This is a genomic window from Arthrobacter sp. NPDC056691, assembly GCF_042791415.1.
Taxonomy (GTDB): domain Bacteria; phylum Actinomycetota; class Actinomycetes; order Actinomycetales; family Micrococcaceae; genus Arthrobacter.
Genome location: NZ_JBHTXX010000005.1, coordinates 113,821 through 138,426, shown reverse-complemented (window position 1 = coordinate 138,426; position 24,606 = coordinate 113,821). Strand labels below are relative to the sequence as shown.

The window sequence follows — 24,606 nt, the reverse complement described above, 5'->3', positions numbered from 1 at the left end:
ATTGTGAGCAAGGGCACTACCAGGAGCTGGTTACTTCCACCCCGTGGCGGCCAGGAGCCGTTTCTCGAACATCGGAATCATGGACTGGACGTAGGTCTTGGTGAGGTGGTTGTCGTCCTTGTAGACGTAGACGTTGCCCACCACGGCCGGGCAGATGCCGCCCGCGCAGATGAAGTCGCTCATGTCCATCAGGTGCAGTCCGTCCACCTTGCCCCGGTACGCGTCCAGCGGCGATTTGGCGGCGAGGGCTTCACCCAGCGGCGGGTTGCACTCCGGCGCGTCGGTGCCGTACTTCTGGACGCATTCGGGCATGTTGATGGCGAAGCGGGGGTTGTCCCGGACGCCCACCACGTCGATCCCGGCGTCGGTGAACTGCCTGATGCCCTCCAGGTAGCCGGGCACCTCGGTTTCGAACGGGGCTTCCTTGTGCGTGAGGGATGCCACAGTGAACACCGCGTCCGGTTTGTGCTCCATCACGTATGCGGCGCTGGCCTTGTTGAAGGCGTTGCAGTCGGCGTCGCGCTCCGCGGATTCAGCCCCGTACCGGCAGTTCCCCTTCAGGAGGGTGATCACCTCCCAGCCGTGGTCGCGGGCGATGGGGCCGAGCGCGGCCATGTACTGCTGCGCGTGGGAGTCACCCAGCACCACGATCCGCTTGGTGACCTGGTCCGGCTTGCTGTTCTGCAGGCAGCCGTTGAGCAGCGGGTCGCTGGGGACGTTGTCGTCGGTGCACAGCCCGTCGATGTCCGCCCACTCGTTTTTCATGGCGGCCGGGGCCGGGATCACGGTGGCTTCCGGCGTCGGCTTGCCGGCGTTTTCCGGCGCCAGCGCGGCGGCACCGGGAGTCAGCTCGCGCGGCTGCGCCGCCGCTGCGGCCTCTTCGGCGTTCAGCCGCGTCTGCCACACCGCGACCGGCCCGGCCAGCAGGGCGCCGCAGGCAACAATCACGACGGCGGTGCGCCAGGCCCGCAGTTGCGGCCAGTGCCATTCGCGCAGCGGCTTTTCGACGAAGCGGGTGGTCAGGACGGCCAGCACCACGGAGCAGCCCACGATGACGAGGCCCTGAACGAGGTTGGGCTTGGCGATACCGGTGGCGGCCAAAGAAAGGACCAGGACCGGCCAGTGCCAGAGGTACAGGGCATAGGAGTTGTCGCCCAGGGCCACCAGCGGCTTTGAGCACAGGATCCGGTCCACGCCGAATCGGCTGCCGCTTTGCCCCGCGACGATGATGGCGGCCGCGGCCAGGGTGGGCCACAGCGCGATGAAGCCCGGGAAGGACCTGTCCACGGTGAGCACCAGGCCGCAGGAGATCATTGCGGCGAGACCGGCCCAGCCCAGGACAACGCGCAGCGCCTTGCCCGGTTTCAGGTAGGGCAGTGCCAGTGCCAGCAGCGATCCCAGTGCGAACTCCCACAGCCGGGTCCGCGTATCGAAGTAGGCATAGGCCTGGTTGCTGGACGTCTGGTCGATCGAGAACACCAGGGAAGCGATGAAGATGCCGCCGAAGGCAACCATCAGGACAGTCCGGTAGCTGACCTCCCGGCGGCGCCGCAGCAGCCGCCACACCAGGGCGGAGCCGGCGAAGATGAGGGGCCAGAGGATGAAGACCTGCCCCTGGATGGACAACGACCAGAAGTGCTGGAGCGGGCTGGCTCCGGAGTGGTCCTGTGCGTAGTAGTCCACGGCCGTGTTGGCCAGCAGCCAGTTCTGCCCGTAGAGGAGGGATGCCCAGGCCTCATTGAGGACGTCGGGCCAGCGGCTCTGCGGCAGCACCAGCCAGGTTCCGGCCAGCACACCCAGAATCACGACGACGGCTGCCGGGATCAGCCGCTTGAAGAGGTGCAGCCAATGGCTCACGAGGCGCAGCGGCGTGCCCTTCTCCACCTTGCGGACGAAGGACATGGTCAGCAGGAACGCCGAAATGAGGAGGAAGATGTCCACGCCGCCGGAAACCCGGCCAAGCCACACGTGGTACGTGACCACCATGAGCACCGCCAGGGCGCGAAGGCCCTGGACCTCGGGCCGGTAGCCCGGCTTGGCCTTCAGGCGGGCAGCCCTCGGCTCATGGCTCTCTTTTCCCGCCGGCTCCTCGCGCGGCATGCTTTTCAGCGGGTCCGTCGATCTCGCTTCTGGCACAGATAACCCCTCAAACGGCAACACAAAGTACCCATGTTACCGTTTCGTGACATTCCAGACGAATCCAACGCACGGGGTGTGACCGGCGTCTCAGCTGGGAAAACGCTTCTGGAAGCGCAAAAGGAGGCCCGGCCAGCAGCAGCTGGACGGGCCTCCTTGTGACACCGCGAGGGCGGGCTGCAGCCTAGTGGCTGTGGCCTGCGTGCTCGTCTTCCTCGGCGGGCTTTTCAGCCACGAGGGTTTCGGTGGTGAGCACCAGCGCGGCGATGGAAGCCGCGTTGCGCAGGGCGGCACGGGTGACCTTGACGGGGTCAATGACGCCCGCCGCGATCAGGTCCTCGTATTCGCCGGACTTGGCGTTGAAGCCGTGGTTGTTGTCCTGCTCGGCAACCCGGGCGGCTACGACGTAGCCGTCGTGGCCGGCGTTCTGGGCGATCCAGCGCAGCGGCTGGACCAGTGCACGGCGGACGATGCCGACGGCAGCAGCCGCGTCGCCTTCGAGTGCCGTGACAGCCGGGTCCTCATCGAGTGCCTTCAGCGCGTGGATCAGGGCGGAACCGCCACCGGCCACGATGCCTTCTTCGAGGGCGGCGCGGGTGGAGGACACTGCATCTTCGATGCGGTGCTTCTTTTCCTTCAGCTCAACCTCGGTGGCTGCGCCGACCTTGATCACGCCGATGCCGCCGGCCAGCTTGGCCAGGCGTTCCTGCAGCTTTTCCTTGTCCCAGTCGGAGTCGGTGCGGGTCAGCTCGGCGCGCAGCTGGGCAACACGTGCCGATACGTCCTCGGCCGAACCTGCGCCGTCGACGATGGTGGTGTTGTCCTTGGTCACCGTGATGCGGCGGGCGGTACCCAGCACCTCGAGGCCCACGGAGTCCAGGCTCAGGCCCAGTTCCGGGGACACAACCTGGGCGCCGGTCAGCGTCGCGATGTCCTGCAGCATGGCCTTGCGGCGGTCGCCGAAGCCCGGAGCCTTGACGGCAACCACGTTCAGGGTGCCGCGGATGCGGTTGACGATCAGCGTGGACAGGGCCTCGCCGTCGACGTCCTCGGCGATGATGAACAGCGGCTTGGAGCTCTGCAGCGCCTTCTCCAGCAGCGGCAGGAATTCCTGCACCGAGGAGATCTTGCCCTGGTTGATCAGGATGAGGGCGTCCTCGAGGACGGCTTCCTGGCGCTCGGTGTCGGTGATGAAGTACGGGGACAGGTAGCCCTTGTCGAACTGCATGCCCTCGGTCAGAGCCAACTCGGTCTGCGTGGTGGAGGATTCCTCGATGGTGATCACACCATCCTTGCCCACCTTGCCGAATGCCTCGGCGAGCAGCTCGCCCACCTCGTCGCTCTGGGCGGAGATGGCGGCAACGTTGGCCACCTGGCTGCCCTCGACGGGACGGGCGTTCTCCAGCAGGCGGGCTGCGATGGCCTCGACAGAGACCTCGATGCCGCGCTTGATCTGGCCCGGGGCGGCGCCGGCAGCAACGTTGCGCAGGCCTTCCTTGACCAGTGCCTGGGCGAGCACGGTTGCGGTGGTGGTACCGTCACCGGCGACGTCGTTCGTCTTGGTGGCGACTTCCTTGGCCAGCTGGGCGCCAAGGTTCTCGTACGGGTCGTCGAGCTCGACTTCCCGGGCGATGGTCACGCCGTCGTTGGTGATGGTGGGTGCGCCCCACTTCTTGTCCAGCACGACGTTGCGGCCGCGGGGACCAAGCGTCACCTTGACCGTGTTGGCGAGCTTGTCAATGCCGGCTTCGAGCGACCGGCGGGCAGCGTCGTTGAACGCAAGCTGCTTTGCCATGGTTTGTCCTTTCAAGACAGAACCCCGTGCAGCCGCCCGGTCGGAATGAATTCAGACGCGGACAGCGGCACGGGGGTCCAAGAGAGTTACTTTACGACGATCGCCAGAACGTCGCGGGCGGAGAGCACGAGGTACTCGGTGCCGCCGGTCTTGACTTCGGTTCCGCCGTACTTGGAGTAGATGACGACGTCGCCAACAGCTACGTCGACCGGTACGCGGTTGCCGTCTTCGAAGCGACCGGGGCCTACTGCAACAACTTCGCCTTCCTGCGGCTTCTCCTGGGCGGAGTCCGGGATTACCAGGCCGGAAGCCGTGGTCTGCTCGGCTTCGAGCGGGCGGACAACAATACGATCCTCAAGAGGCTTAATAGAGACCGACACTCGGACCTCTCCTTTTCGTCAAAATTCATGGACAGTAAAAACTGTTGCGCCGTGGCGGCAGACCGTCGTCGCGGTGCCGGCAGCAGCCAGGCTGGCAGCTCTTCGTGTGTTAGCACCCTCCTAGGGAGAGTGCTAATGATGACTCTATGTAAGGGGTTAGCACTCGGTCAAGGTGAGTGCCAGAATTTCATCCGCCGTAACCCGCGCGGACCTTCGTTCAGCGCCCGGCGAGGTCGTCGAACCCCAGGTCCTCGCCGCCGTCGGCGTCCTCGTCCCCCGCCTTCCGCTGTTCGCGGACAAGCACGACGGCGGCCGCCGCCGCGGCCACTGCCGAGACGATGAGCACCACAACGCCGCCAACACGCGCGCCCAGGTAGAGGTCCCGGATCTGCCGGGCCTCCTCGGTGGCGTCGCTGATGTTCTTGCCGCCCACCGAGTAGACGGTGGCATTGAAGGAGTCCAGCAGGAAGATGATCACCAGCAGGACCAGGCAGACGACCGCGACCACCGCTCCGACGATCAGCGCCGGGCGTGCGCACCGGACCAGGCGGCTATGCTGCGCCGGACCAGGGCTGGTGCTTTCGGGCTGGCCGGAGTCGGACTGACCTGAGCTGGGCGTTTCGCTGGATTCCATTCAGACCACCCTATCGGGAAGAGTTTGGGGCGGCCGCTCCACTAGGCTTGATCCCATGTCTGAAGCACCGCAGGACCAGATCGCCCCGCTCCTCACAGAAGAAGGATGGGAGCTGCTGGCCTCGCTCGGACCCTACCGCGAGGATGATTCTTTCACCCTCAGCTCAAGCCTCCGCAAGGCCGGCCACTCCCCCGAACTCGTGTCCGCCGTCCTGACGCAGTCGCGGCTCCGGACCAGGGCAGAGGCCAAGTTCGGCGAATTTGCCCGGCAGATGCTCTTCACCCAGGCCGGCCTGGAGCAGGCCACCCGGCTCAACGTGGCGGCCCGGCACGCCCAGCGCTTTGCCCAGGCGGGCGTCCGCCACGTTGCCGACCTGGGCTGCGGCCTCGGCGCGGACGCCATGGCCCTCGCGTCGCTGGACATCGCCGTGACCGCCGTGGAAGTGGACGAGACCACCGCCGCCTGCGCCACGATCAACCTCATTCCCTTTCCGCACGCCAGGGTGGTCCATTCGGATGCGACGTCCGTGGCGCTGGAGGACGGGGCCGGCGTCTGGCTGGACCCTGCCCGGCGCACCACCACCACGTCCGGCACCAAGCGGATCTGGGACCCCGAGGCGTTCTCTCCCCCGCTGTCCTTCGTGGAGTCGCTGGCTGCCGCGGGGCGCGCCGTCGGCGTCAAAATGGGGCCGGGCATGCCGCACGAGTCGGTGCCCGCCGGCTGCGAGGCCCAATGGGTCTCGGTGGGCGGCGACGTCACGGAAGTCACGCTGTGGTTCAACGCCGTGGCCCGTCCCGGGATCCGCCGGGCGGCCTTGGTGATCGGGCCGGAGGGCGCGGCGGAACTCACCAGCGGGGAGGAGTTCGACGCCGGACCGGTGGCCGCCGTGGGCCCGGTGGAAGGTTTCCTGTACGAGCCGGACGGCGCCGTCATCCGGGCCGGGCTCGTGGCCGATCTGGCCCTCGACCTGGGCGGCCACCTCGTGGACGAGCACATCGCCTACATATGTGCCCCGGAGCTGCTGGACACTCCGTTTGCGAGGGCTTACCGGGTAGTGGAGGTCATGCCCTACAACGTCAAGGCCCTCAAAGCCTGGGTCCGGGAAAACGGCATCGGCGTGCTGGACATCAAGAAGCGCGGCACGTCCGTCACCCCGGAGGAGCTGCGCAAGCAGCTGCTCCCCGGGGGCAAGGGCGCAGGCAAGGCGGGCAAGAAGACAGCCACCCTGGTCCTCACCCGGATCGGGGAAGAAAGAGTGGCTGTCTCCGTGGAGCCCGTGTAACTGGCCCGTGTAACTACTGGGCCCGCACGAACGCCTCGGCGTCCCGGACCTGCTGGTCCGTGGGGCGGATGCCCGTATACAACACAAACTGCTCCAATGCCTGGATGGTGGCCACCTCGGCGCCGGTGATGACCTGCTTGCCGGCGTCCCGCCCCGCCTTGATGAGCGGCGTTTCAGCGGGCAGCGCCACGACGTCGAACACAATCTTGGCGGCCCCGATGGTTTCGGCGGGGAAGGACAGCGCGTCGGCTTCCGGTCCGCCGGCCATTCCCACCGGGGTGACGTTGATGATCATGTCCGCGGTGGCGTCCGGGCCGGTGCCGAGCTCCGCGCGCCACGCAAAGCCGTAGAGATCGGCGAGCGCCCGGCCGGTTGCCTCGTTGCGGGCGATGACGGTGACGTCCTTGAAGCCCGCGTCGCGCAGGGCTGCGGCGGTGGCCTTGGCCATGCCTCCGGCGCCCTTGAGCAGCACCGACGACTCCACAGGCACGGCGTTCCGCTGCAGCAGCTGCTCGATCGCGGTGTAGTCCGTGTTGTACGCGGTCAGGCGCCCGCCGTCGTTGACGATGGTGTTGACGGAGTCGATCGCCTTGGCGGACGGGTCCATGGCGTCCACCAGGGCGATCACGTCCTCCTTGTAGGGCATGGAGACGGCGCAGCCCCGGATCCCCAGGCCGCGGACGCCCGCGATCGCCTGGGCCAGGTCGGTGGGCGCGAAGGCCTTGTAGATCCAGTTCAGGCCCAGCTGGTCGTACAGATGGTTGTGGAAGCGGGTCCCGTTGTTGCTCGGCCGGGCCGAGAGGGAGATGCACAGGGTCATGTCTTTATTCAGAATCGGCACCCCTCCATTAAACGGCGGCACTGCCTTTGTTACGTGCAGCCCGCTGCTATCGGCAGCCGGTGCCGGGCCGGTAGGGTCCGACGGCGGCCGGCAGCTTTCCGGGGGCGGTGGCCTTGCCTGCCAGGACGGCCAGCAGCGCCTTGTATGCTCCGGGCGTTCGGCCGTAGAGGGCGATCTTCGTGGGCGCGACGGACTGCGCCAGGGGCCAGGGCGCGTCCAGGGCCACCGCAACGTCGCCCTTCGTGGGGCCGGCGCCGTAGCTGATCAGGCTGACCAGCGGCCCCGTCGTGCCCAGGGTGATCCCCGCCTCCTTGGCCGCAGCGGCAAAACGGGCCCGGTCCACGGGCGTGCCCCCTTCCACGCGCACGCTGCCGCGCACGGAAGCGCCCTTGCACAGGCCGGCCACCACCGTGATGGCGCGGGCCGAAATCCTGGCGGACAGCGCTTCGCCGCTTCCCGGCGCCGCGGCGGGCTTAGGCTGGGCTGTCCTTCCGCGCCAGATCATCATGGTGACCACCCGGCGGGCCGCGTCCTCGAGCCGCGCCGGCGGGAGCTTTCCCTCCGTGACCGCACGGACGACGGCGGCATGGGCGGCGGCTGCGTCCGCCGGCATCAGCAGCAGGTCCGCGCCGGCCGCCAGCGCGGCGGGCGCCGCTGAACCGAGGGGGTAGCGGCCGGCCACCGCGCCCATGTTCAGCCCGTCCGTGACGGCCACGCCCTTGAAGCCCAGGCCGCGGAGCGCCCTGTAGGTTGCCTTCGAGAGGGACGCGGGCACGCCCGGATCCAGTGCCCGCGCGGCGATGTGTCCGGTCATGATCATGGGCGCACCCGCCTTGACCGCGGACTGGAACGGCTTCCAGTCCCGCGCCTTCAGCTGCGCGAGGCTGGCGTTCTGGACCGGGAGGCCCTTGTGGGAATCGGCGGTCACCGAGCCGTGCCCGGGAAAGTGCTTAACGGTGGGCAGCACGCCGCCTGCCAGCATGCCCCTGGCGAAGCCGGCACTCAGCGATGCCGCGGCACGGGCGTCAGCTGACATGGAACGGGCACCGATGGTGGGATCGGCCGGTCCCATCGTGACGTCGGCCGCGGGCGCGAAGTCCACGGTGAAGCCCAGCGGCGCGAGTTCTGCCGCGAGGCCTGTGCCGGCCTCGGCGGCCAGGGGCACGCTGCCGGCCGCGCCGTAGCTCATCGGCGTGGGCCAGCGCGTCAGCGGTGCGCCGACGCGGCTCACTGCCCCGCCTTCCTGGTCGACGCCGATCAGGCCGGGCCAGGTGCGGCCACCGGAGCGGGCGGCCTTGTCCAGCCGGCGCGTCACGCCGGCCAGCCCCGGGACGTCCACCAGGCCGGTGGCGGTTCCCGGCACGTTGTCGGCCATGATCATCGAACCGGCAAGGTGAAGTCGTTCGATGGTCGCTGCCTGGGCTTCGTGGTCGAGGCCGGTGTAGAAGGGCAGGAGCACCTGCCCGGCCTTCTCCTCGAGGGTCATCTTCGCCACCGCCGCGGCGGCAGCGTCGGCGTCCCGCTGCTGCGGGCCCCAGCCCAGCGCCGCGGTTTCCCTCGGCGCGGGCTTCGCCGCGGACGGGGCCGGGCTGGATGCATCCGTCTGGGGCACCGTCGGTGAGCCGGAAGCGGAAGCCGCGGGCGCCGTCGTCGTGCGTTGTTCCGGCCCAGGTGACGGCGGCACCGTGCACGACGCCATGGCGAACAGCGCCGCAAGCGCTGCCGCAGATGCGACAGGTGCGGTCCGCGCGGACGCAATGCCGGAATGTTTTTGCGGGGAAGTGGGGCGGCTGGTTTTGTGAAGACTCTCACGCGCCCTGTATAGCCAAGCCATCACCTCGATGCTACCCCTGCACTAGACTTGGAAGACCGTTCCCCCTGCCAGCCGTTCGTCAGGAACGGACGGCACCCGGTCCATTCGGCATCAGCCAGCACACAGCGAGGAACACATGAAGATTGATTTCGCTTCATCCAGGCAATCAACTCTTGGTGTGGAATGGGAACTCGCGCTGGTGGATGCGCAGACCGGCGAACTGTCGTCGGTAGCCAACGACGTGCTGCGCGGGGTCGTGGCACGGCATCCCGAGCTGAACGAGGATGACGAGCACCCGCACATCAAGCAGGAGCTGCTGCTCAATACCGTCGAGCTGGTGACCGGCATCTGCGAGACCGCCGCGGAAGCCAAGGAAGACCTCGCCCGTTCGCTGGCCGCCGTTCGTGAAGTCACGGACCCGATGGGCGTTGAAGTGTTCTGCGCCGGGAGCCACCCGTTCAGCCCGCCGCAGCTGCAGCCGGTCACGGACAAGGAACGCTACGCGAAGCTGATCGACCGCACGCAGTGGTGGGGCCGGCAGATGGTGATCTACGGGGTGCACGTCCACGTTGGCCTGGACCGGCGCAGCAAGGTCCTCCCCGTGCTGGACGGCCTGGTCAACTACTTCCCGCATTTCCAGGCCCTGTCCGCGTCCAGCCCGTTCTGGGGCGGCGAGGACACCGGCTACGCCTCGCAGCGGGCGCTCATGTTCCAGCAGCTGCCGACGGCGGGACTTCCCTTCCAGTTCGCCAGCTGGGAAGAATACGAGTCCTACGTCCAGGACATGTTTACCACCGGCGTGATCGACACGATCTCGGAGATCCGCTGGGACATCCGCCCGGTTCCGGCCCTCGGAACCATTGAGATGCGCATTTGCGACGGCCTGGCCACACTCGAGGAAGTGGGCGCCGTGGCGGCCCTGACGCAGTGCCTGGTGCACGAATTCTCCGACATTCTGGACGCCGGCGGCAGCATCCCCACCATGCCGCCGTGGCACGTCCAGGAGAACAAGTGGCGGGCCGCCCGCTACGGCATGGACGCGATCATCATCCTCGACGCCGAGGGCAACGAGCAGCTCGTCACCGACCACCTGCTGGAAACGCTCAACCGGCTCGAACCCATCGCCGCGAAGCTGGGCTGCCCGGATGAGCTGGCCGACGTCGAAAAGATCATCAGCCGCGGCGCGGGGTACCAGCGCCAGCGCCGCGTGGCCGCCGAGAACCACGGCAACCTGCAGGCCGTGGTCCTGGACCTCGTGAAGCAGATGCGGAACGGCCCCACCGCCTGAGTTTGCGCGTGGCCCAACTAAGTAGCAGTTGAGGGCGTTCCCAGCGCCGAGAACGCCTTGATCTGCGACCCACTTGGCGCCGACACCGTTGTCACCGGCATGGACGAGTCCGGCGCGAAGTCTATGCCGCTGGGTTCGATGCCCGCCATGACCAGCTGCGCGCCGAGCGCCGCCACCATCGCGCCGTTGTCCGTGCACAGGTCCAGCGGCGGAACGTGCAACGTAATGCCGGCGGCTGAGCAGCGCTGTTCGGTCAGTTGCCGCAGCCGCGAATTGGCGGCCACTCCCCCGCCCAGCAGCACGTCGGTGATGCCACGCTCCCGGCAGGCCAGGACGGCCTTGGAGGTAATGACATCCACCACAGCCTCCTGGAAGGCTGCCGCGATGTCCGCCACCGGCACCGGTTCGCCCGCGGCTTCGAACTGCTCCACGCACCGCGCCACCGCGGTCTTCAGTCCGCTGAAGGACCAGTCGTAGCGGTGCCGGCCGGGCTCCTCCGCGGTACCCATGTATTTGGGCTGCGTGAGTCCGCGCGGGAACCGGATGGCTTTGGCGTTGCCTTCGCGCGCCAGCCGGTCAATGGCCGGGCCGCCGGGGTAGCCGAGGCCCAGGATCCTGGCGACCTTGTCATAGGCCTCGCCAGCGGCGTCGTCGATGGTGGAGCCGAGCAGCTCGACGTCGTCGGTAATGCTCCGGATGCGCAGGATCTCGGTGTGGCCGCCGGAGACCAGCAGGGCGCCGAGGTTCTCGGGCAGGATGGGGTTCTCTGGCAGGACCGGCTTGTCCGCGCCGCCGCCGGGGCCCGTTCCGACGCCGGGGCGGGAGTTCAGCAGGCCGACGCCCACGTGGGCCACCAGGTGGTTGATGGCATAGAGCGGTTTGCCCGTGGCAACGGCGAGCGCCTTCGCGGCGCACACGCCGACCATCAGTGCTCCGGCCAGCCCCGGACCGGACGTCACTGCAATGGCGTCGATCTCGTCCAGGGTCACATCCGCCTCAGCCAGGGCCGCCTGCAGGGCAGGAACGAAGGCATCCAGGTGGGCGCGCGAGGCGATTTCCGGGATGACGCCGCCAAACCGGACGTGCTCCTCCATGGAGGAGGACACCGTGTTGGTCAGGAGGTCGGTGCCGCGGACGATGCCGACACCCGTTTCATCGCACGATGACTCAATGCCGAGAACTAGCGGCTGCGAGCGGTTCATTTCTGGTCTGCCTCCGTCGGCGCGGTTTCGCCGGCGCTGCCGGCTTCGTCAGTCTGCAGGGGCTGGGGACCGGCGTCGTGCAGGGTGTCCGGGTGCACTGAGGCCTCGTGCACGGTGTCACTGTGCACGACGTCAGTGTGCACACCGAGCACGTCCTCCAGCTGAAGCCGCATGATCAGGGCGTCGACGCCGTCGCGGTAGTACCGCTTCCGCACGTGGATCTGCTCGAAGCCAAAGCGGACGTACAGCTGCTGGGCGCGCGGGTTGTCGGCACGGACCTCGAGGAGGATGTCCGCTGCACCGCGGCGCCGCCCCTCGGTGATCAGGTCGGTGAGGAGCGCCGTGCCGATGCCCTTGCCCTCGAACTCGGGAACGACGGCGATGGTCTGGACGTCGGCGATCGGTTCCACGCACATGAGCCCCGCATAGCCGACGATGCCGTCCGGTGCTTCAGCCACTAGGTATCTGCGGGTTTCCGGCTGAAGCAGTTCGTCCCGGAACATCTGCAGCGGCCACGCGTCCACCGGGAACAGCCGGACCTCCAGCTCGTGGACGGCCGGGATGTCGCCGGGAAGCATGTCACGGACGGTCACGCCCGAGGCTAATTGGCGGGGCAGGACAGGCGCTTCACCGGGTGTTTGAATCCCGGGAGTGGGGTTGCCGGGTCCCGGGTTGCCGGATGATTCGGGCAGCAGGTTCACAGGGCACGCTTCCGGGGGCCGGGGACCTGGGCGTCGGATTCGCGGAGGTAGAGCGGCGTGGAGTCAAGGAGTTCCCCGCCGGCTGCCAGCCTCGCCAGCGCAAACTGGCCCAGGTACAGTGCGTCCGGCTGCTCGGTGCTGAAGTCCGGATCCGCACGCACGTCGTCGGGGTACAGCCCTGCGCCCGCGCCGTAGGCGGGCAGGTCGGGAAGGTTAGCGGCGAAGCTCACGTGCGGACCGTCCGTGAGCTTCGGCAGCTGGCCCGCGGCCAGGGTGTAGCGCGCCCAGTAGACCTCTTTGCGCCGGGCGTCCGTGGCCACAAGGAATTCGGCCGGCGCTTCGGTGGACTCGGCCACCTCGAGGGCGACGGCGTCGAGGCTCATCATGCCGTGCAGCGGCGTGTTCCAGACGAAGGCCAGGGTACGCGCCGTCGCAATGCCGGACCGGAGCCCGGTGAACGGACCGGGACCAACGCCCACAACGATCGCGTCAATGTCTGCTCCGGTTACTCCGGCGTCTGCCAGCAGCCGCTCGATTCCGGGCGCCAGGACTTCGGCGTGGCTTCTCGTGTCCTCGGTGGAAAAGCTGCCCACCACGCCTTCCAGAGCGTCGTCAGATACCAGCGCGGCGCTGGCCACGGCTGAGGTGTCGATGGCGAGTATGAGCATCAGGAGATTCCTTCCGCGGCCAGAACGGGCTGCTCGGCCCAGCGCGGCCCGAAGCCGCGGATGATGATGGTACGGGGCTCGTCGTCGTCCTCCGACTCGAAGTCCAAGACCGGCGCTTCAGTGCCCGACGCCGCCGGACCGGGCGCCGTGCCGGGTTCGGTTGAACCGTGACCGGCGTGATGGGGCACGACGCCGGCGCCGCCCAGCTGGCGGTGCAGTTCCACCTCGAGCCGGCTCTCGGTGAGGTGCTCCACGCGGTCCCGGCCCCACTCCACCACGGTCACGGCGGAGTCCAGGGTGTTCTCCAGGTCAATATCGTCGATTTCCGACGCCGATCCCAGCCGGTACGCGTCCACGTGCACCAGGTCCGGCCCGCCGGGACGCCGGCCGTCGGGGAGGTTCGGGTGGATGCGCACCAGCACGAAGGTCGGCGAAATGATGCCCTCGCGGACACCCAGGCCCTCGCCCAGGCCTTGGGTGAAGGTGGTCTTGCCGGCGCCCAGTTCGCCGGTGAGCACCAGGAGGTCCCCCGCCCGGAGCACCTCCGCCAGAGCCGCGCCGAGCGCGTGGGTCTGGTCCGCCGTCGTAACCGTCAGGGTCTGGACCCACAGCGGATCGCTGCCGGCCTCCGGGACGCTCACGGCGCCGGCGATTCGGCGACGGGCGATCCGCTGGCCGGCACTTCGCCGACGGGCGACTCGTTGACCGGCGACTCGTTGATGTAGGTGCGGGGCACGCGGGGGCTGATGCGGGTGACGATCTCGTAATTGTTGGTGCCGGCGGCGCGGGCCCAGTCATCGGCCGTGGGGCCGCCGTCGGCTCCGTCGCCGAAGAGGACCGCCTCTGCTCCGAGGACGCTGCGGCCACCCCGGCTCACATCGAGAGGGCCGAGGTCGATCACCATCTGGTCCATCGCGATCCGTCCCACCACGGGGTAGGTGACGCCCTCCACGCGGACGGGGCCGCCGGTGGCGACGCGGGGAACGCCGTCGGCGTAGCCCAGCGGAATAAGCCCCAGCGTGCTCTCGCCGGAGGTGTGGTAATTGAAGCCGTAGGAAACGCCCTGGCCGGAATGTACGTCCTTGCAGTGGGACACGACAGTTCGCAGGGTCATCGCGGGGCGGAGGCCCAGTTCCGCGGAAGTCTGCCCCTCGAAGGGCGAGAGGCCGTAGATTCCCAGCCCCGCGCGGACCAGGTCGAAGTGCGTGTCGGGCCGGGACAGCGTGGCCGGGGTGTTGGCCAGATGGCGGACCTCGGGGTCCACGCCGGCATCCTCGGCAATGGCCAGGACTTCGCGGAACGCGGCGAGCTGGTCGTCGGTTTCGGGGCGCTCGGGTTCGTCGGCCACGGCAAGGTGGGAGAAGATGCCCACTACGCGCAGCAGCCCCTGGTCCTGGTAGTCCACGGCTTCACCCACCAGACGGTCCCACACCTCGACGGTGGCGCCGTTGCGGCCAAGTCCGGTGTCGACTTTAAGATGAACACGTGCCGGCCGTTCCTGTTCCCGGGCGGCGGCCACGATCTGTTCCAGCTCCCAGCCGGAGCACCCGATATCGACGCCGGCAGCCACCGCCGCGCCGAAGTTGCTTTCCGGGGTGTGCAGCCAGGCGAGCAGCGGGACTTCGATGCCTGCGGCGCGCAGGGCCAGCGCCTCGGAGATGTGCGCCACGCCCAGCCAGCTGGCGCCTGCCTCGAGGGCCGCACGGGCCACCGGCACTGCGCCGTGTCCGTAGGCGTCGGCCTTGACGACTGCCATGACCTTGGCCGGCTCCGCGGCCGCGGCGATCCGGCGGACGTTGTGCCGGATGGCCTCAAGGTCGATCACTGCGGAACGCTCATGGGCCGTCCGGGCGGAACCGTGGAACGTACCGGCCGAGCCCGCTACTGCCGGGCGGTCACCTGTTGCTGCTGGATAAATCACCCTACTGATTCTAGTGCTGGCGCCTCCGGCCGAATAATTGCCGTGTTCCCGGGCGCTCCGGCGACGCGGAAAGTTCCCGGCGATGCGCATGCGGCCGGAGGACACGGGAATGTGCGCGTCGCCGGGCCAATTGCGCGTCGCAGGGCAGGCCACGCGTCGCAGAGCATGTTGCGCGTCGCAGGGCAGGTTGCGCGTCGCCGGGCCAATTGCGCGTCGCAGTGGCCGGGCGGCCGGTGCCTTGCCTCCCGGGGCCTGCTCAGGCGTCCGAGAGGTGCGCGATGGTGGCGGCAGCGCGCCGCTGGGCCTCCTGCGGAACGTCGCGGACGATGTCGGCGAGGAAGGAGTAGCGGCGCAGCCACTGGCTGCCGCGGCGTTCGGGCCGGGCGTTGGCGCGCTTCCACCAGTCGGCAATATCTCCCCACCCGGGCGCCGCGAGGGAACCGCCCACTTCCTGCACTGCCAGCGCGGCGCAGAGGTTGGCGAAACGAAGGCGGTCGCTGAGGGGCCACCCCGCCAGGCTCCCGACGATGAATGCGGCCCCGAAGCAGTCCCCGGCACCGGTCGGATCGTAGGCGGCGACCGGCAGCGACGGCACCCATTCCTCCTCGCCGGTTTCCGAGTCCACGGCCACTGCTCCCTGCGCCCCCAAGGTCACCACCGCCACCGGGACCCGGTCCGCCAGGGAGTACAGCGCAGCCCACGGATCGTCCTTGCCGGTGAAGGCCATGGCCTCGCGCTGGTTGGGCATGAAGGCGTGGAAGTACTGCAGGTTCGCGAGCCGTGCGTGCGCCCATTCACCGGTGGGATCCCAGCCGACGTCGCCGAACAGCTTCACCCCGTCCCTGTGCGCCGCGAGCGCCCACGGCTCCAGTTCATGGCCGAGGTCCGCCACGGCAGCCAGCGCGCAGGGCGGCTCCCCGATCAGCTCGGAGGCGCTTACCGGCGCCGGGTGCCCGTGTGTGACCATCGAGCGGTCGTGGTTCACGCTCAGGGATACGGTCACCGGGGAGTGCCAGCCCGGGACCCGGCGGGACAGGGAGAGGTCCACGTGCTCCTGCCGGTCCAGAATTTTCCAGTTGTAGTCGCCGTAGCCGTCGTCCCCGAAGGCAGCCGCCAAACCCGTCCGCAAGCCAAGGCGCGCTGCCGCGATGGCCTGGTTGGCCACGCCGCCCGGGCAGCTGCCCATTCCCTCGCTCCAGATTTCCGTTCCGGGCTCGGGCGCGTGCGGCAGCCCGGTGAAGATGATGTCCTGAAAAACGGTCCCGGCCAGCAGCAGATCGAACTCTCCGGCCGACTGTCTGCGGACGGCCGAGAGCGGGTCGAAACGGCGTGCGGGATTCGCCTCCATGTTCGGCACATTACGCTCTGTACCTTGGCGTTGAAACCCCGCGATCTGGGGGTCAGGACGCGTCCGGGTGGCTCCCTCGCCGCAATTCCGGCCGCTTCGTGGGCTACTGCGCATAGACTCCTGCCATGCGGCTCATGATCGCCGGCGGCGGCGGATTCCGGGTTCCCCTTGTTTACCGTGCCTTGTGTTCCGGACCCTCTTCAGGCATGGTCAGCGAAGTGGTGCTGTTCGACGTCGACGGCGGCCGCCTGGCCGCCATCGAGGCCGTGCTGCGGTCCATGTCCTCGGAGGTGAGCGGTGCGGCGGACGGAAGTTCCGCCGTCGTACGTTCTTCCGGGCGTCCGCCAGCGGTGACGTCCACGACGTCCCTGCCCCAGGCACTCAATGGCACCGATGTCGTGTTCGCCGCCATCCGCCCGGGCGGCACGGCCGGCCGGGTTGCCGACGAACGGGTGGCCCGGGAGGTCGGGCTGCTGGGGCAGGAAACCACCGGCGCGGGCGGCATCTCCTACGCGCTGCGGTCCATCCCGGCCATGTTGGAGCTCGCAGAGAGCATGCGGACGCACTGCCCGGACGCGTGGCTGGTCAACTTCACCAACCCGGCGGGGATGGTCACCGAGGCGCTGGTTCCCGTGCTGGGCAGGAAGGTGATCGGCATCTGTGACTCCGCGAGCGCCCTGGTGCACCGCGCCGCCAGGGCGGCCGGCGTGCACTTGCCGGGAGGAAAGCTCGACGGCGTGGGCTACTACGGGCTGAACCACCTCGGTTGGCTGTACCGGCTGGAGAGCGGCGGGCGGGATGTCCTTCCCGGGCTGCTGGCCGATGCCGGAGCCCTGGCCGGATTTGAGGAGGGCCGGCTGTTTCCGCAGGCTTTCCTGCGCGAGCTCGGGCTGCTGCCGAACGAATACCTGTTCTACTACTACGAGATGGCGCGCGCGGCGGCCGGCATGCGCGCCATGGTGAAGACGCGCGGCGAGTCGATCCACGGCCAGCAGGCTGAGCTGTATCCGCGGCTGGCGGCTGCCGGCGGGGACGCGTACGGCTTGTGGGAGGCCGCCCGGCGGTCCCGCGAGGAGGGGTATCTGGCCGAGGCCAGGGCCGGCGGCGAGGCGCGGAACCCCGAGGACCTTGCCGGCGGCGGCTACGAGCAGGTGGCGCTGGCGGTGATGCGGGCGCTGGCCGGAGGGGCCGGCGTCGACGGTGTGGGCGCCGGGGCGGAGCTGATCCTCAACACACCGAACTCCACCGGGCAGTCCCCCGCCCAGTCCCCCGCGGGGGCGGGCGGCTCCCAGGCCGCGATTCCCGGGCTGCCGGCGGACGCCGTCGTCGAAGTTCCCTGCACGGTCACGCCTGACGGGGTGGTGCCGATCCCGCAGGACAGGCCCGCCGAACCGCAGCTGGGCCTCCTGCAGCAGGTCAAGAAGGTGGAGCGGCTCACCGTCCGTGCTGCGTCCACTGGGGACCGCGATGCGGCACTGGCGGCCTTCGCCGAACACCCGCTGGTCGGTTCCGCGGAGCTGGCTGGCGCGTTGCTTACGGGCTACGAGGCCGCGTTTCCGGAGCTGGCCGCGCTGTGGCGGCGGTGACGAGGCTGGCGAGGGGGCGTGGGCGCGAGGCAAGCCGGGGCTGGTATTAGCAGGGCCGTGCGGGTTTTAGCAGGAGCGTGCTAAAACCGGTGGACGCCCCGCTTGGCGTGTGGGACGCCACGTCGGCAGCAGTTGCAGCACCACCGTTCCGCTGACCGTTGAGGAGTAGTGTTTTACCCGACGCAGTTCTAGCAGTCCGGAGAGGAGGGAGGGCCATGTCCGTGATCAAACGAGTGGCTTTCCTGTCGCTGCATACCTCCCCCATGGAACAGCCCGGTTCCGGGGACGCCGGCGGCATGAACGTCTACATCCGCGGCCTCGCCTCCGCCCTGGCCGAAACCGGCATCGAAGTGGAGATCTTCACCCGTTCCACGGCCGCCGGCCAGCCCGCCGTCGAACATCCCGACCCCGGCGTCTGCGTGCACAACGTCATGGCCGGGCCGCCCCGCAGACTCCCCAAAGAAGAACTTCCCGAACTGCTGCACAGCATGGTCGCCGAAATCGAGCGCATCCGCGCCCAGCAGCCCCACGGCCGTTACGACCTCATCCACTCCCACTACTGGGTCTCCGGCGTCGCCGGCCTTGACCTGTCGGCACTGTGGAACGTCCCGCTGGTGCACACCATGCACACCATGGCCAAAGTCAAGAACCTCCTCCTGCACTCCGGCGAACAGCCCGAACCCCGCCGCCGCGAAGACGGCGAACACCACATCGTCGACGGCGCCACCCGCCTCATTGCCAACACCACCGCCGAAGCCGCCGAGCTTGTCTCCCACTACGGCGCCGACTTCGACCACATCGACGTCGCACCCCCCGGCGTGAACCTCTCGGTCTTCACCCCCGCGTTCCGCGCCCTGTCCCGCGCCGGCCACGGCATCGCCCCCGGCACCTTTCACCTGCTCTTTGCCGGCCGGATCCAGCGCCTCAAAGGCCCGCAGATCCTACTCAAGGCCGCCGCCCTGCTTCGTCGCCGCCGCCCCGACATCGACCTCAAACTCACCATCCTCGGAGCGCTGAGCGGCGCCAAGGACTTCAACCTCAATACCCTCGTCAGCGCCGCCGGACTCGACGACGTCGTCACCCACCACCCGCCAGTCAGCGCACCCGAACTTGCCGGCTGGTTCCGGGCCGCCGACGTCGTCGTCATGCCCTCCTTCAGCGAATCTTTCGGCCTGGTCGCCCTTGAGGCCCAAGCCTGCGGCACCCCCGTCCTCGCCACCCGCGTCGGCGGACTCACCCGTGCCGTCAGCCATGGCCGCACGGGCCTCCTCGTGGACGGACACCACGCCGCCGACTGGGCCGACGCACTCGAAGCACTCCACGATGACCCCGACACCCGCCACAACATGGGCACCGCCGCCGCCATCCACGCAGCAAACTCCGGCTGGCAACGGACGGCCGCCATCACCCTCGACAGCTACCACGCCGCCGTCGACGAATATGCCTCCAGCCACCCCATGGCCGCCGTCTACGGGGCACAGCTCACGGGCTAAACCCATCCGGAAAGGACACCGATGTCTGACAGCACTCCCCTGAGCGGTACCGGCCAGAGCAGCACTCCCCTGAGCGACCTGGACATTGCCCGCAGGGCGGTGCTGCGGCCCATCGAGGAAATCGCCGCGGCTGCCGGCATCGATGCCGGGGCCGTGGAGCTCTACGGCCGCTACAAGGCCAAGATCGACCCCGCCAAGCTGTCAGCGCCCGCACCCGCCGGAAAAGTGGTCCTGGTTTCGGCGATGTCGCCAACGCCGGCCGGGGAAGGAAAATCAACCACAACGGTGGGACTGGCGGACTCGCTGGCCCGGGCAGGCCATAAGGTGATGGTCGCGCTGCGCGAGCCCTCGCTCGGCCCCATCCTCGGCATGAAGGGCGGAGCCACGGGCGGCGGGCTGTCCCAGGTGCTGCCCATGGACGAAATCAACCTGCATTTCACCGGCGACTTCCATGCAGTGACATCCGCCAATAATGCCCTGATGGCCCTCGTGGACAACCACATCTACCAGGGCAACGAACTGAACATCGACCCGCGCCGCATGACGTTCAAGCGGGTGCTGGACATGAATGACCGCTCCCTCCGCGAGGTGGTCATTGGTCTGGGCGGGCCTACGCAGGGCGTCCCCCGCCAGGACGGCTTCGACATCACCGTCGCATCCGAAATCATGGCTGTCTTTTGCCTCGCGACTGACATCGCCGACCTGCGGGACCGGCTGGGCCGGATCACTTTCGGCTACACCTATGACCGGGCGCCGGTTACCGTTGCGGACCTGGGCGTGCAGGGCGCGCTGACGATGCTGCTTAAGGACGCGATCAAGCCGAACCTCGTCCAGACCATCGCCGGTACCCCCGCATTGGTCCATGGCGGGCCGTTCGCGAACATTGCCCACGGCTGCAACTCGCTAATCGCCACGCAGACCGCCCGGAGGCTCGCTGACATCGTGGTGACGGAGGCGGGATTCGGGGCCGACCTCGGCGCGGAAAAGTTCATGGATATTAAGGCGCGGATCGCTGATGTGGCGCCGGCCGCCGTCGTGGTGGTGGCAACCGTTCGCGCACTCAAGATGCAGGGCGGGATTCCCAAAGACCGGCTGAACGCGCCCAACGTGGAGGCTGTGGCGGCGGGCGTTGTGAACCTGCGCCGGCATGTCCGGAATGTGGAGCGGTTCGGCGTGACGCCAGTGGTGGCGATCAACAAGTTTCCCTCCGACACCCAGGAGGAGCTCGACTGGCTGATCGGCTGGTGCGCAGGCGAGGGCATCCAGGCCTCGGTGGCGGACATCTGGGGACGGGGCGGGGGCGGCGACGGCGGGGATGAGCTGGCTGCCAAGGTCGCCGCCGTGGTGAACGGGCCGTCGTCGTTCCGGCATCTCTACCCGCTGGACATGTCGGTGGAGGACAAGATCCGCACCATCGTCCAGGAAATTTACGGCGCCGACGGCGTGGACTTTTCTGTGCCTGCATTGCGCCGGCTGGCGGACATCGAGAAGAACGGCTGGTCCGGGCTGCCGGTCTGTATGGCGAAAACGCAGTACTCATTCACGGACGACGCCTCGCGGCTGGGGGCGCCCAAGGGGTTCACCATCCATGTGCGCGACCTCATTCCCAAGACCGGGGCGGGCTTCATCGTGGCCCTGACCGGAGCAGTAATGACCATGCCCGGCCTCCCGGCCGTTCCGGCGGCAATGCGGATGGACGTGGACGACGACGGCAATCCCGTCGGCCTCTTCTAGCCCCTTCCCCACCCCCCGCCGGGTTTGCACCGACCCTTCCTCACCTCCCGCCGCGTCAACCCAAACCCTTCCTCACCTCCCGCCGCCCCACCCCAAACCCTTCCTCACCTCCCGCCGGGTTTGCACCGACCCTTCCTCACACCGCATCGGCAAATCCGGACGCTTGAGGATGGTCCAGCGGGTTCGTGCGCATCGCCCGCTTGATCTGCCGGATGGCCCGATCGAAGCCGTCAGCCAAGTCCTTCTTGCCGAACACCACCACGGCCCATCCAGCAGCCTCGAATGCTTTGTTCCGCCGCCTGTCGCTGAGGATCTGGCCCTCGTGAAGGTGGTGTTCGCCGTCGTACTGTATGGCAATCCGACGCTGCCTGTAACCGAGATCTGCAGACGGCCCGACGGCGTCGTGCTCTCTCAGGGGCACCTGCAGCTGAGGCTCCGGTAGGCCTGCGTCCTCCATCGCGAGGCGCAGCAGCGACTCCGGCGCCGAGTCAGCTCCCACCCGCATCCTCTCGATCGCGGCCCGCGCCCGGACCACACCCTGAAGATTCGGATGGCGGCCCACGAGGGCACGCAGGCCGTCAAGCGTGTCGAACGGCAGCGTGCGGTCTTCGAAAACTGCCCTGGGAACGCGGATGAGCTGGTCGCCCATGCAGACCAGTTCGCGCTCCGACAGCCGCCTCGCCATGTCGAGCCAGGTGCGGGACCTCGTGCTGACACGGATGCGCCGACGGTTTCGATCTCATCCTCGAATGCCAACACCGAATGCCCGGTCACCCCTCTTCGCCGCACCTCCGGCAGCGAATGGGGTTTGCTCAAATGCAACTCGGTCGAATCCGCCAGCCACGGCGGCAGGATTTGACTCCGAATCCGTGCGGCTGTGACGTGCGATATCCATGCTCCGGGGGATGCCGCAGACAGTGCCCGGGACGCCGCCTCAAGCTCGAAGCTCCAGCCGGCCGGGCGGTACAGTTCACGACTTACATGCGCGACGTCGGCCCGTCGCAGCCTGTCGGGTGGAATTCCGGAAGCCTTCGCAGACCCCAGCGTGAAGGGGGCAGAGACCAAGCTGGCAGGAAGATCTGTTCGTATATGCATACGGCATTCTTGCTCGAAATCGACCTACCCCGCAGAAGTTATCCACAGGCAGCGAGATCCGGCGACGAGACGTGAGGAAGCGTCAGCGGTGAGGCGACGAGACGTGAGGAAGCGTCAGCGGTGAAGCGACGAGACGTGAGGAAGCGTTGGTCAGCCTCTACTTTGGGCCGGCGGCGGGTCCTGCGGAAGTTGCAGCCACGGACTGGTCCTGCTTTCGCCTCGGGTCCTCGGATCGCCGGCCCTCGCCGCGTCGAAGCGAAAAGAAGACGACGGCGACGCTGAGCGCCACCAATGCGGTCACGTACACGGCCGTCGAAGCGTCCGCGGCCAGGAGGCGCGGAATCGCACGACCCGGCGCCGAGACTGCGAAAGCGAACGCCACGGCTATACCAATGTAGCTGCCGATCATATTCCCCCGGTGCGCCGGGATGTTCCGCCGGACCGCGCTGATGAGCCCGAGCGTGACGGTCACGATCGTGAACGCCGAAAGCCCGTGAAGCCAGCTGAAATGCCCGTCGCTGACGATCCAGAAGCTGCTGAAGCACACGTAGTACATGGCAGCGACCCACAGGTATCCCATAGTGCGGTGGGTGCGGTCCCGCCGGCGGCGAAGGATCTGGACCGGGCCGATGGCGAGGACAAAGAGTGCGGCAATGACGTGGCTGGCAAGCAGTACATTCCAAGGCTCCATGCATCTAGGATAGGAGCACTATCCAGTCGTGTACATCAAGATAGCCAGCGCGGCGGCAGCTATCCAAAGGGCTGCCCCGCCGAGGAACGGAGCGGGCATGCAGCTGAAGGAGCTCAGCGAGCGGACGGGAGTCTCCCCCGCCAGCATCAAGTTCTACCTCCGCGAAGGGTTGCTGCCCGCGGGCCAGTCGGTTCATGCCACGCGGGCCGAGTATTCCGAGCATCATGTGAGCAGGCTGGCACTGATCCAGGCGCTGCGGCGCGTGGTCGGCCTGCAAATCGCCCAAATCGGTTCCCTGCTCAGAATGGCCGACGGCGGCGCACCCCGCCTTGAGCTTTTGGCCGCGGTCCAGCGCACAGTCCTGGGCCTCGACGACGTGAGTACGGCGCACGGCGACCTGCGGACGCCGGCGGGTGACGCCGTCGTCCGTTTCCGGAACTGGCCGGACGTGCCGAGCGACGCCAGGAACGCCCTCAATGCCCAGCTGGTCCTGATGGAAAGCCTCGGCGTACCCGTCACAGCCGAACTGCTCGACGCCTACAGCCAGGCGGTGGACGCGATTGCCGCAGTGAATATTTCGGCCACGACGGCACCGGAGGACGTCAACCAGCTGATCATGACGGCGGCCGTGGGCATGCACCTGCACAGCCAGCTGGTCCTGAAGCTGCTGGCACTCGCACAGGCGAGCCACGCGATTCGGCGCTACGAAAAGGACGCTTAAACAGCGGTGCTCCCCCACTCGAAGGTGAGGGAGCATCGCGTCAGTCCGGACGAGACGTGAGGAAGCGTCCGCCTAAACCCGACGGGATCTGAGGAAGGATCGCGTTAAAACCCGCAAGAGGTGAGGAAGCGTCCGGTCCAAACCCGCAGGAAGTGAGAGCGCGTCCGGAAGGGTTAGCGGTCGAGGTCGCCGCGGATGAAGGCCTCAACCTTTTCGCGGGCAAGGTCGTCGTTGAACTGCTCCGGCGGGGACTTCATGAAGTAGCTGGATGCGGAGACCAGCGGGCCACCGGTGCCGCGGTCCAGGCCGATCTTCGCCGCACGGATCGCGTCGATGATCACACCCGCGGAGTTCGGCGAGTCCCAGACCTCGAGCTTGTATTCGAGGGACACCGGCGCGTCGCCGAAGTTGCGGCCTTCCAGGCGGACGAAGGCCCACTTGCGGTCGTCAAGCCACTGCACGTAGTCGGACGGGCCGATGTGGACGTCCTTCGCGGCGAGCTCGGCCTCCACGTTGGAGGTCACGGCCTGGGTTTTGGAGATCTTCTTCGACTCAAGCCGGTCGCGCTCCAGCATGTTCTTGAAGTCCATGTTGCCGCCCACGTTCAGCTGGTACGTGCGGTCCAGCGTGACGCCGCGGTCTTCGAACAGCTTCGCCATCACGCGGTGGGTAATGGTGGCGCCGATCTGGCTCTTGATGTCATCGCCCACAATCGGCACACCGGCGGCGGTGAACTTGTCGGCCCATTCCTTGGTGCCGGCGATGAATACCGGCAGCGCGTTCACGAAGGCCACGCCCGCGTCGATCGCGGCCTGGGCGTAGAACTCTGCGGCTTCCTGGGACCCCACCGGCAGGTAGCAGACCATAACGTCCACCTGGGCGTCCTTCAAGGCCTGGACCACGTCGACAGGTTCCTCGGTGGATTGTTCGATGGTCTCCAGGTAGTACCGGCCCAGGCCGTCCAGGGTGTGGCCGCGCTGGACAGTAACACCGGTCGGCGGGACCTCGGCGAGCTTGATCGTGTTGTTCTCGCTGGCCAGGATCGCATCGGCGAGGTCGACGCCGACCTTCTTGCCGTCGACATCGAAAGCGGCCACGAACTGGACGTCGTTGACGTGGTACTTGCCGAACTCGACGTGCATCAGACCCGGAATCGTGGCCTTGGGGTCGGCATCCCGGTAGTAATGAACACCCTGAACCAGCGAAGCGGCACAGTTACCCACGCCGACGATAGCTACACGAATCGGATTTGAAGACACGGAACTCCTTTGAGAACA

Annotated in this window: 20 protein-coding genes and 1 pseudogene; 6 read left to right on the top strand and 15 right to left on the bottom strand. The window is 67.9% G+C overall.

Annotated features, from left to right (window positions below):
* Positions 1-30: 30 nt before the first annotated feature.
* The 4 genes from ACFRAU_RS06715 to ACFRAU_RS06700 form a co-directional block, all read right to left on the bottom strand.
* Positions 31-2,100: an acyltransferase family protein gene (locus tag ACFRAU_RS06715; RefSeq protein ID WP_377999294.1), complete on the bottom strand. Its 2,070-nt coding sequence runs from the start codon at positions 2,098-2,100 to the stop codon at positions 31-33.
* Positions 2,101-2,320: 220 nt separating this feature from the next.
* The gene (gene groL / locus ACFRAU_RS06710; RefSeq protein ID WP_377994386.1) at positions 2,321-3,931 is read right to left on the bottom strand and encodes a chaperonin GroEL; all 1,611 of its coding nucleotides are present in this window, start codon (positions 3,929-3,931) and stop codon (positions 2,321-2,323) included.
* 86 nt (positions 3,932-4,017) lie between these two features.
* Positions 4,018-4,311: a co-chaperone GroES gene (groES, locus tag ACFRAU_RS06705; protein WP_003805290.1), complete on the bottom strand. Its 294-nt coding sequence runs from the start codon at positions 4,309-4,311 to the stop codon at positions 4,018-4,020.
* Positions 4,312-4,528: 217 nt separating this feature from the next.
* Positions 4,529-4,945, bottom strand: a complete 417-nt coding sequence (locus tag ACFRAU_RS06700) for a hypothetical protein (RefSeq protein WP_377999263.1) — start codon at positions 4,943-4,945, stop codon at positions 4,529-4,531.
* Positions 4,946-5,000: 55 nt separating this feature from the next.
* Between ACFRAU_RS06700 and ACFRAU_RS06695 the strand changes: the two genes are divergently transcribed.
* Positions 5,001-6,227, top strand: coding sequence for an SAM-dependent methyltransferase (locus ACFRAU_RS06695; protein WP_377999262.1), 1,227 nt, complete (start codon positions 5,001-5,003; stop codon positions 6,225-6,227).
* Positions 6,228-6,240: 13 nt separating this feature from the next.
* Here ACFRAU_RS06695 and ACFRAU_RS06690 read toward each other — a convergent pair whose 3' ends face one another.
* The gene (locus ACFRAU_RS06690; RefSeq protein WP_377999261.1) at positions 6,241-7,068 is read right to left on the bottom strand and encodes a shikimate 5-dehydrogenase; all 828 of its coding nucleotides are present in this window, start codon (positions 7,066-7,068) and stop codon (positions 6,241-6,243) included.
* Positions 7,069-7,114: 46 nt separating this feature from the next.
* Complete coding sequence (locus tag ACFRAU_RS06685; RefSeq protein ID WP_377999260.1) at positions 7,115-8,680, bottom strand: glycoside hydrolase family 3 N-terminal domain-containing protein; 1,566 nt, start codon at positions 8,678-8,680, stop codon at positions 7,115-7,117.
* A 337-nt stretch (positions 8,681-9,017) separates the two neighbouring features.
* Between ACFRAU_RS06685 and ACFRAU_RS06680 the strand changes: the two genes are divergently transcribed.
* Positions 9,018-10,169 (top strand): glutamate--cysteine ligase, encoded by a 1,152-nt coding sequence (locus tag ACFRAU_RS06680; RefSeq protein WP_377999259.1) that lies wholly within the window; start codon positions 9,018-9,020, stop codon positions 10,167-10,169.
* A 17-nt stretch (positions 10,170-10,186) separates the two neighbouring features.
* Here the strand turns inward: ACFRAU_RS06680 and tsaD are convergent, their stop codons facing one another.
* From tsaD to ACFRAU_RS06650, 6 genes and pseudogenes are all read right to left on the bottom strand, one after another.
* Entirely contained in the window at positions 10,187-11,371 is a 1,185-nt protein-coding gene (gene tsaD / locus ACFRAU_RS06675; protein WP_377994380.1) for a tRNA (adenosine(37)-N6)-threonylcarbamoyltransferase complex transferase subunit TsaD, read from the bottom strand.
* 158 nt (positions 11,372-11,529) lie between these two features.
* Positions 11,530-11,949 (bottom strand): annotated as a pseudogene (gene rimI, locus ACFRAU_RS06670) (ribosomal protein S18-alanine N-acetyltransferase); the annotation flags it as partial.
* A 119-nt stretch (positions 11,950-12,068) separates the two neighbouring features.
* Positions 12,069-12,740 carry a tRNA (adenosine(37)-N6)-threonylcarbamoyltransferase complex dimerization subunit type 1 TsaB gene (gene tsaB / locus ACFRAU_RS06665; protein ID WP_377999258.1) on the bottom strand — a complete coding sequence of 224 codons (672 nt, stop codon included), beginning with the start codon at positions 12,738-12,740 and terminating at the stop codon, positions 12,069-12,071.
* Complete coding sequence (gene tsaE / locus ACFRAU_RS06660) at positions 12,740-13,381, bottom strand: tRNA (adenosine(37)-N6)-threonylcarbamoyltransferase complex ATPase subunit type 1 TsaE (RefSeq protein ID WP_377999257.1); 642 nt, start codon at positions 13,379-13,381, stop codon at positions 12,740-12,742. Before tsaE ends, tsaB begins: the two co-directional genes overlap by 1 nt.
* Complete coding sequence (gene alr, locus ACFRAU_RS06655; protein ID WP_377999256.1) at positions 13,378-14,661, bottom strand: alanine racemase; 1,284 nt, start codon at positions 14,659-14,661, stop codon at positions 13,378-13,380. The genes tsaE and alr overlap by 4 nt, the downstream gene beginning before the upstream one ends.
* A gap of 256 nt (positions 14,662-14,917) precedes the next feature.
* Positions 14,918-16,009: a carbohydrate kinase family protein gene (locus ACFRAU_RS06650; protein ID WP_377994376.1), complete on the bottom strand. Its 1,092-nt coding sequence runs from the start codon at positions 16,007-16,009 to the stop codon at positions 14,918-14,920.
* A gap of 125 nt (positions 16,010-16,134) precedes the next feature.
* On the opposite strand from ACFRAU_RS06650, the gene ACFRAU_RS06645 reads away from it, so the two are divergent.
* The 3 genes from ACFRAU_RS06645 to ACFRAU_RS06635 all read left to right on the top strand — a co-directional run bounded on the left by ACFRAU_RS06645 (position 16,135) and on the right by ACFRAU_RS06635 (position 20,822).
* Positions 16,135-17,595 (top strand): 6-phospho-beta-glucosidase, encoded by a 1,461-nt coding sequence (locus ACFRAU_RS06645; RefSeq protein WP_377999255.1) that lies wholly within the window; start codon positions 16,135-16,137, stop codon positions 17,593-17,595.
* Between the two features lie 215 nt (positions 17,596-17,810).
* Complete coding sequence (mshA, locus tag ACFRAU_RS06640) at positions 17,811-19,088, top strand: D-inositol-3-phosphate glycosyltransferase (RefSeq protein WP_377999254.1); 1,278 nt, start codon at positions 17,811-17,813, stop codon at positions 19,086-19,088.
* A 21-nt stretch (positions 19,089-19,109) separates the two neighbouring features.
* Positions 19,110-20,822, top strand: a complete 1,713-nt coding sequence (locus tag ACFRAU_RS06635; RefSeq protein ID WP_377999253.1) for a formate--tetrahydrofolate ligase — start codon at positions 19,110-19,112, stop codon at positions 20,820-20,822.
* A gap of 136 nt (positions 20,823-20,958) precedes the next feature.
* Here ACFRAU_RS06635 and ACFRAU_RS06630 read toward each other — a convergent pair whose 3' ends face one another.
* Both ACFRAU_RS06630 and ACFRAU_RS06625 read right to left on the bottom strand, forming a co-directional pair.
* Positions 20,959-21,507, bottom strand: a complete 549-nt coding sequence (locus ACFRAU_RS06630; RefSeq protein ID WP_377999252.1) for a DUF559 domain-containing protein — start codon at positions 21,505-21,507, stop codon at positions 20,959-20,961.
* A 567-nt stretch (positions 21,508-22,074) separates the two neighbouring features.
* Positions 22,075-22,608, bottom strand: a complete 534-nt coding sequence (locus ACFRAU_RS06625; RefSeq protein WP_377999251.1) for a DUF2306 domain-containing protein — start codon at positions 22,606-22,608, stop codon at positions 22,075-22,077.
* A 97-nt stretch (positions 22,609-22,705) separates the two neighbouring features.
* On the opposite strand from ACFRAU_RS06625, the gene ACFRAU_RS06620 reads away from it, so the two are divergent.
* Positions 22,706-23,329, top strand: coding sequence for a MerR family transcriptional regulator (locus ACFRAU_RS06620; RefSeq protein ID WP_377999250.1), 624 nt, complete (start codon positions 22,706-22,708; stop codon positions 23,327-23,329).
* A 173-nt stretch (positions 23,330-23,502) separates the two neighbouring features.
* Here ACFRAU_RS06620 and ACFRAU_RS06615 read toward each other — a convergent pair whose 3' ends face one another.
* Positions 23,503-24,588, bottom strand: coding sequence for an inositol-3-phosphate synthase (locus ACFRAU_RS06615; RefSeq protein WP_377999249.1), 1,086 nt, complete (start codon positions 24,586-24,588; stop codon positions 23,503-23,505).
* Positions 24,589-24,606: the final 18 nt, after the last annotated feature.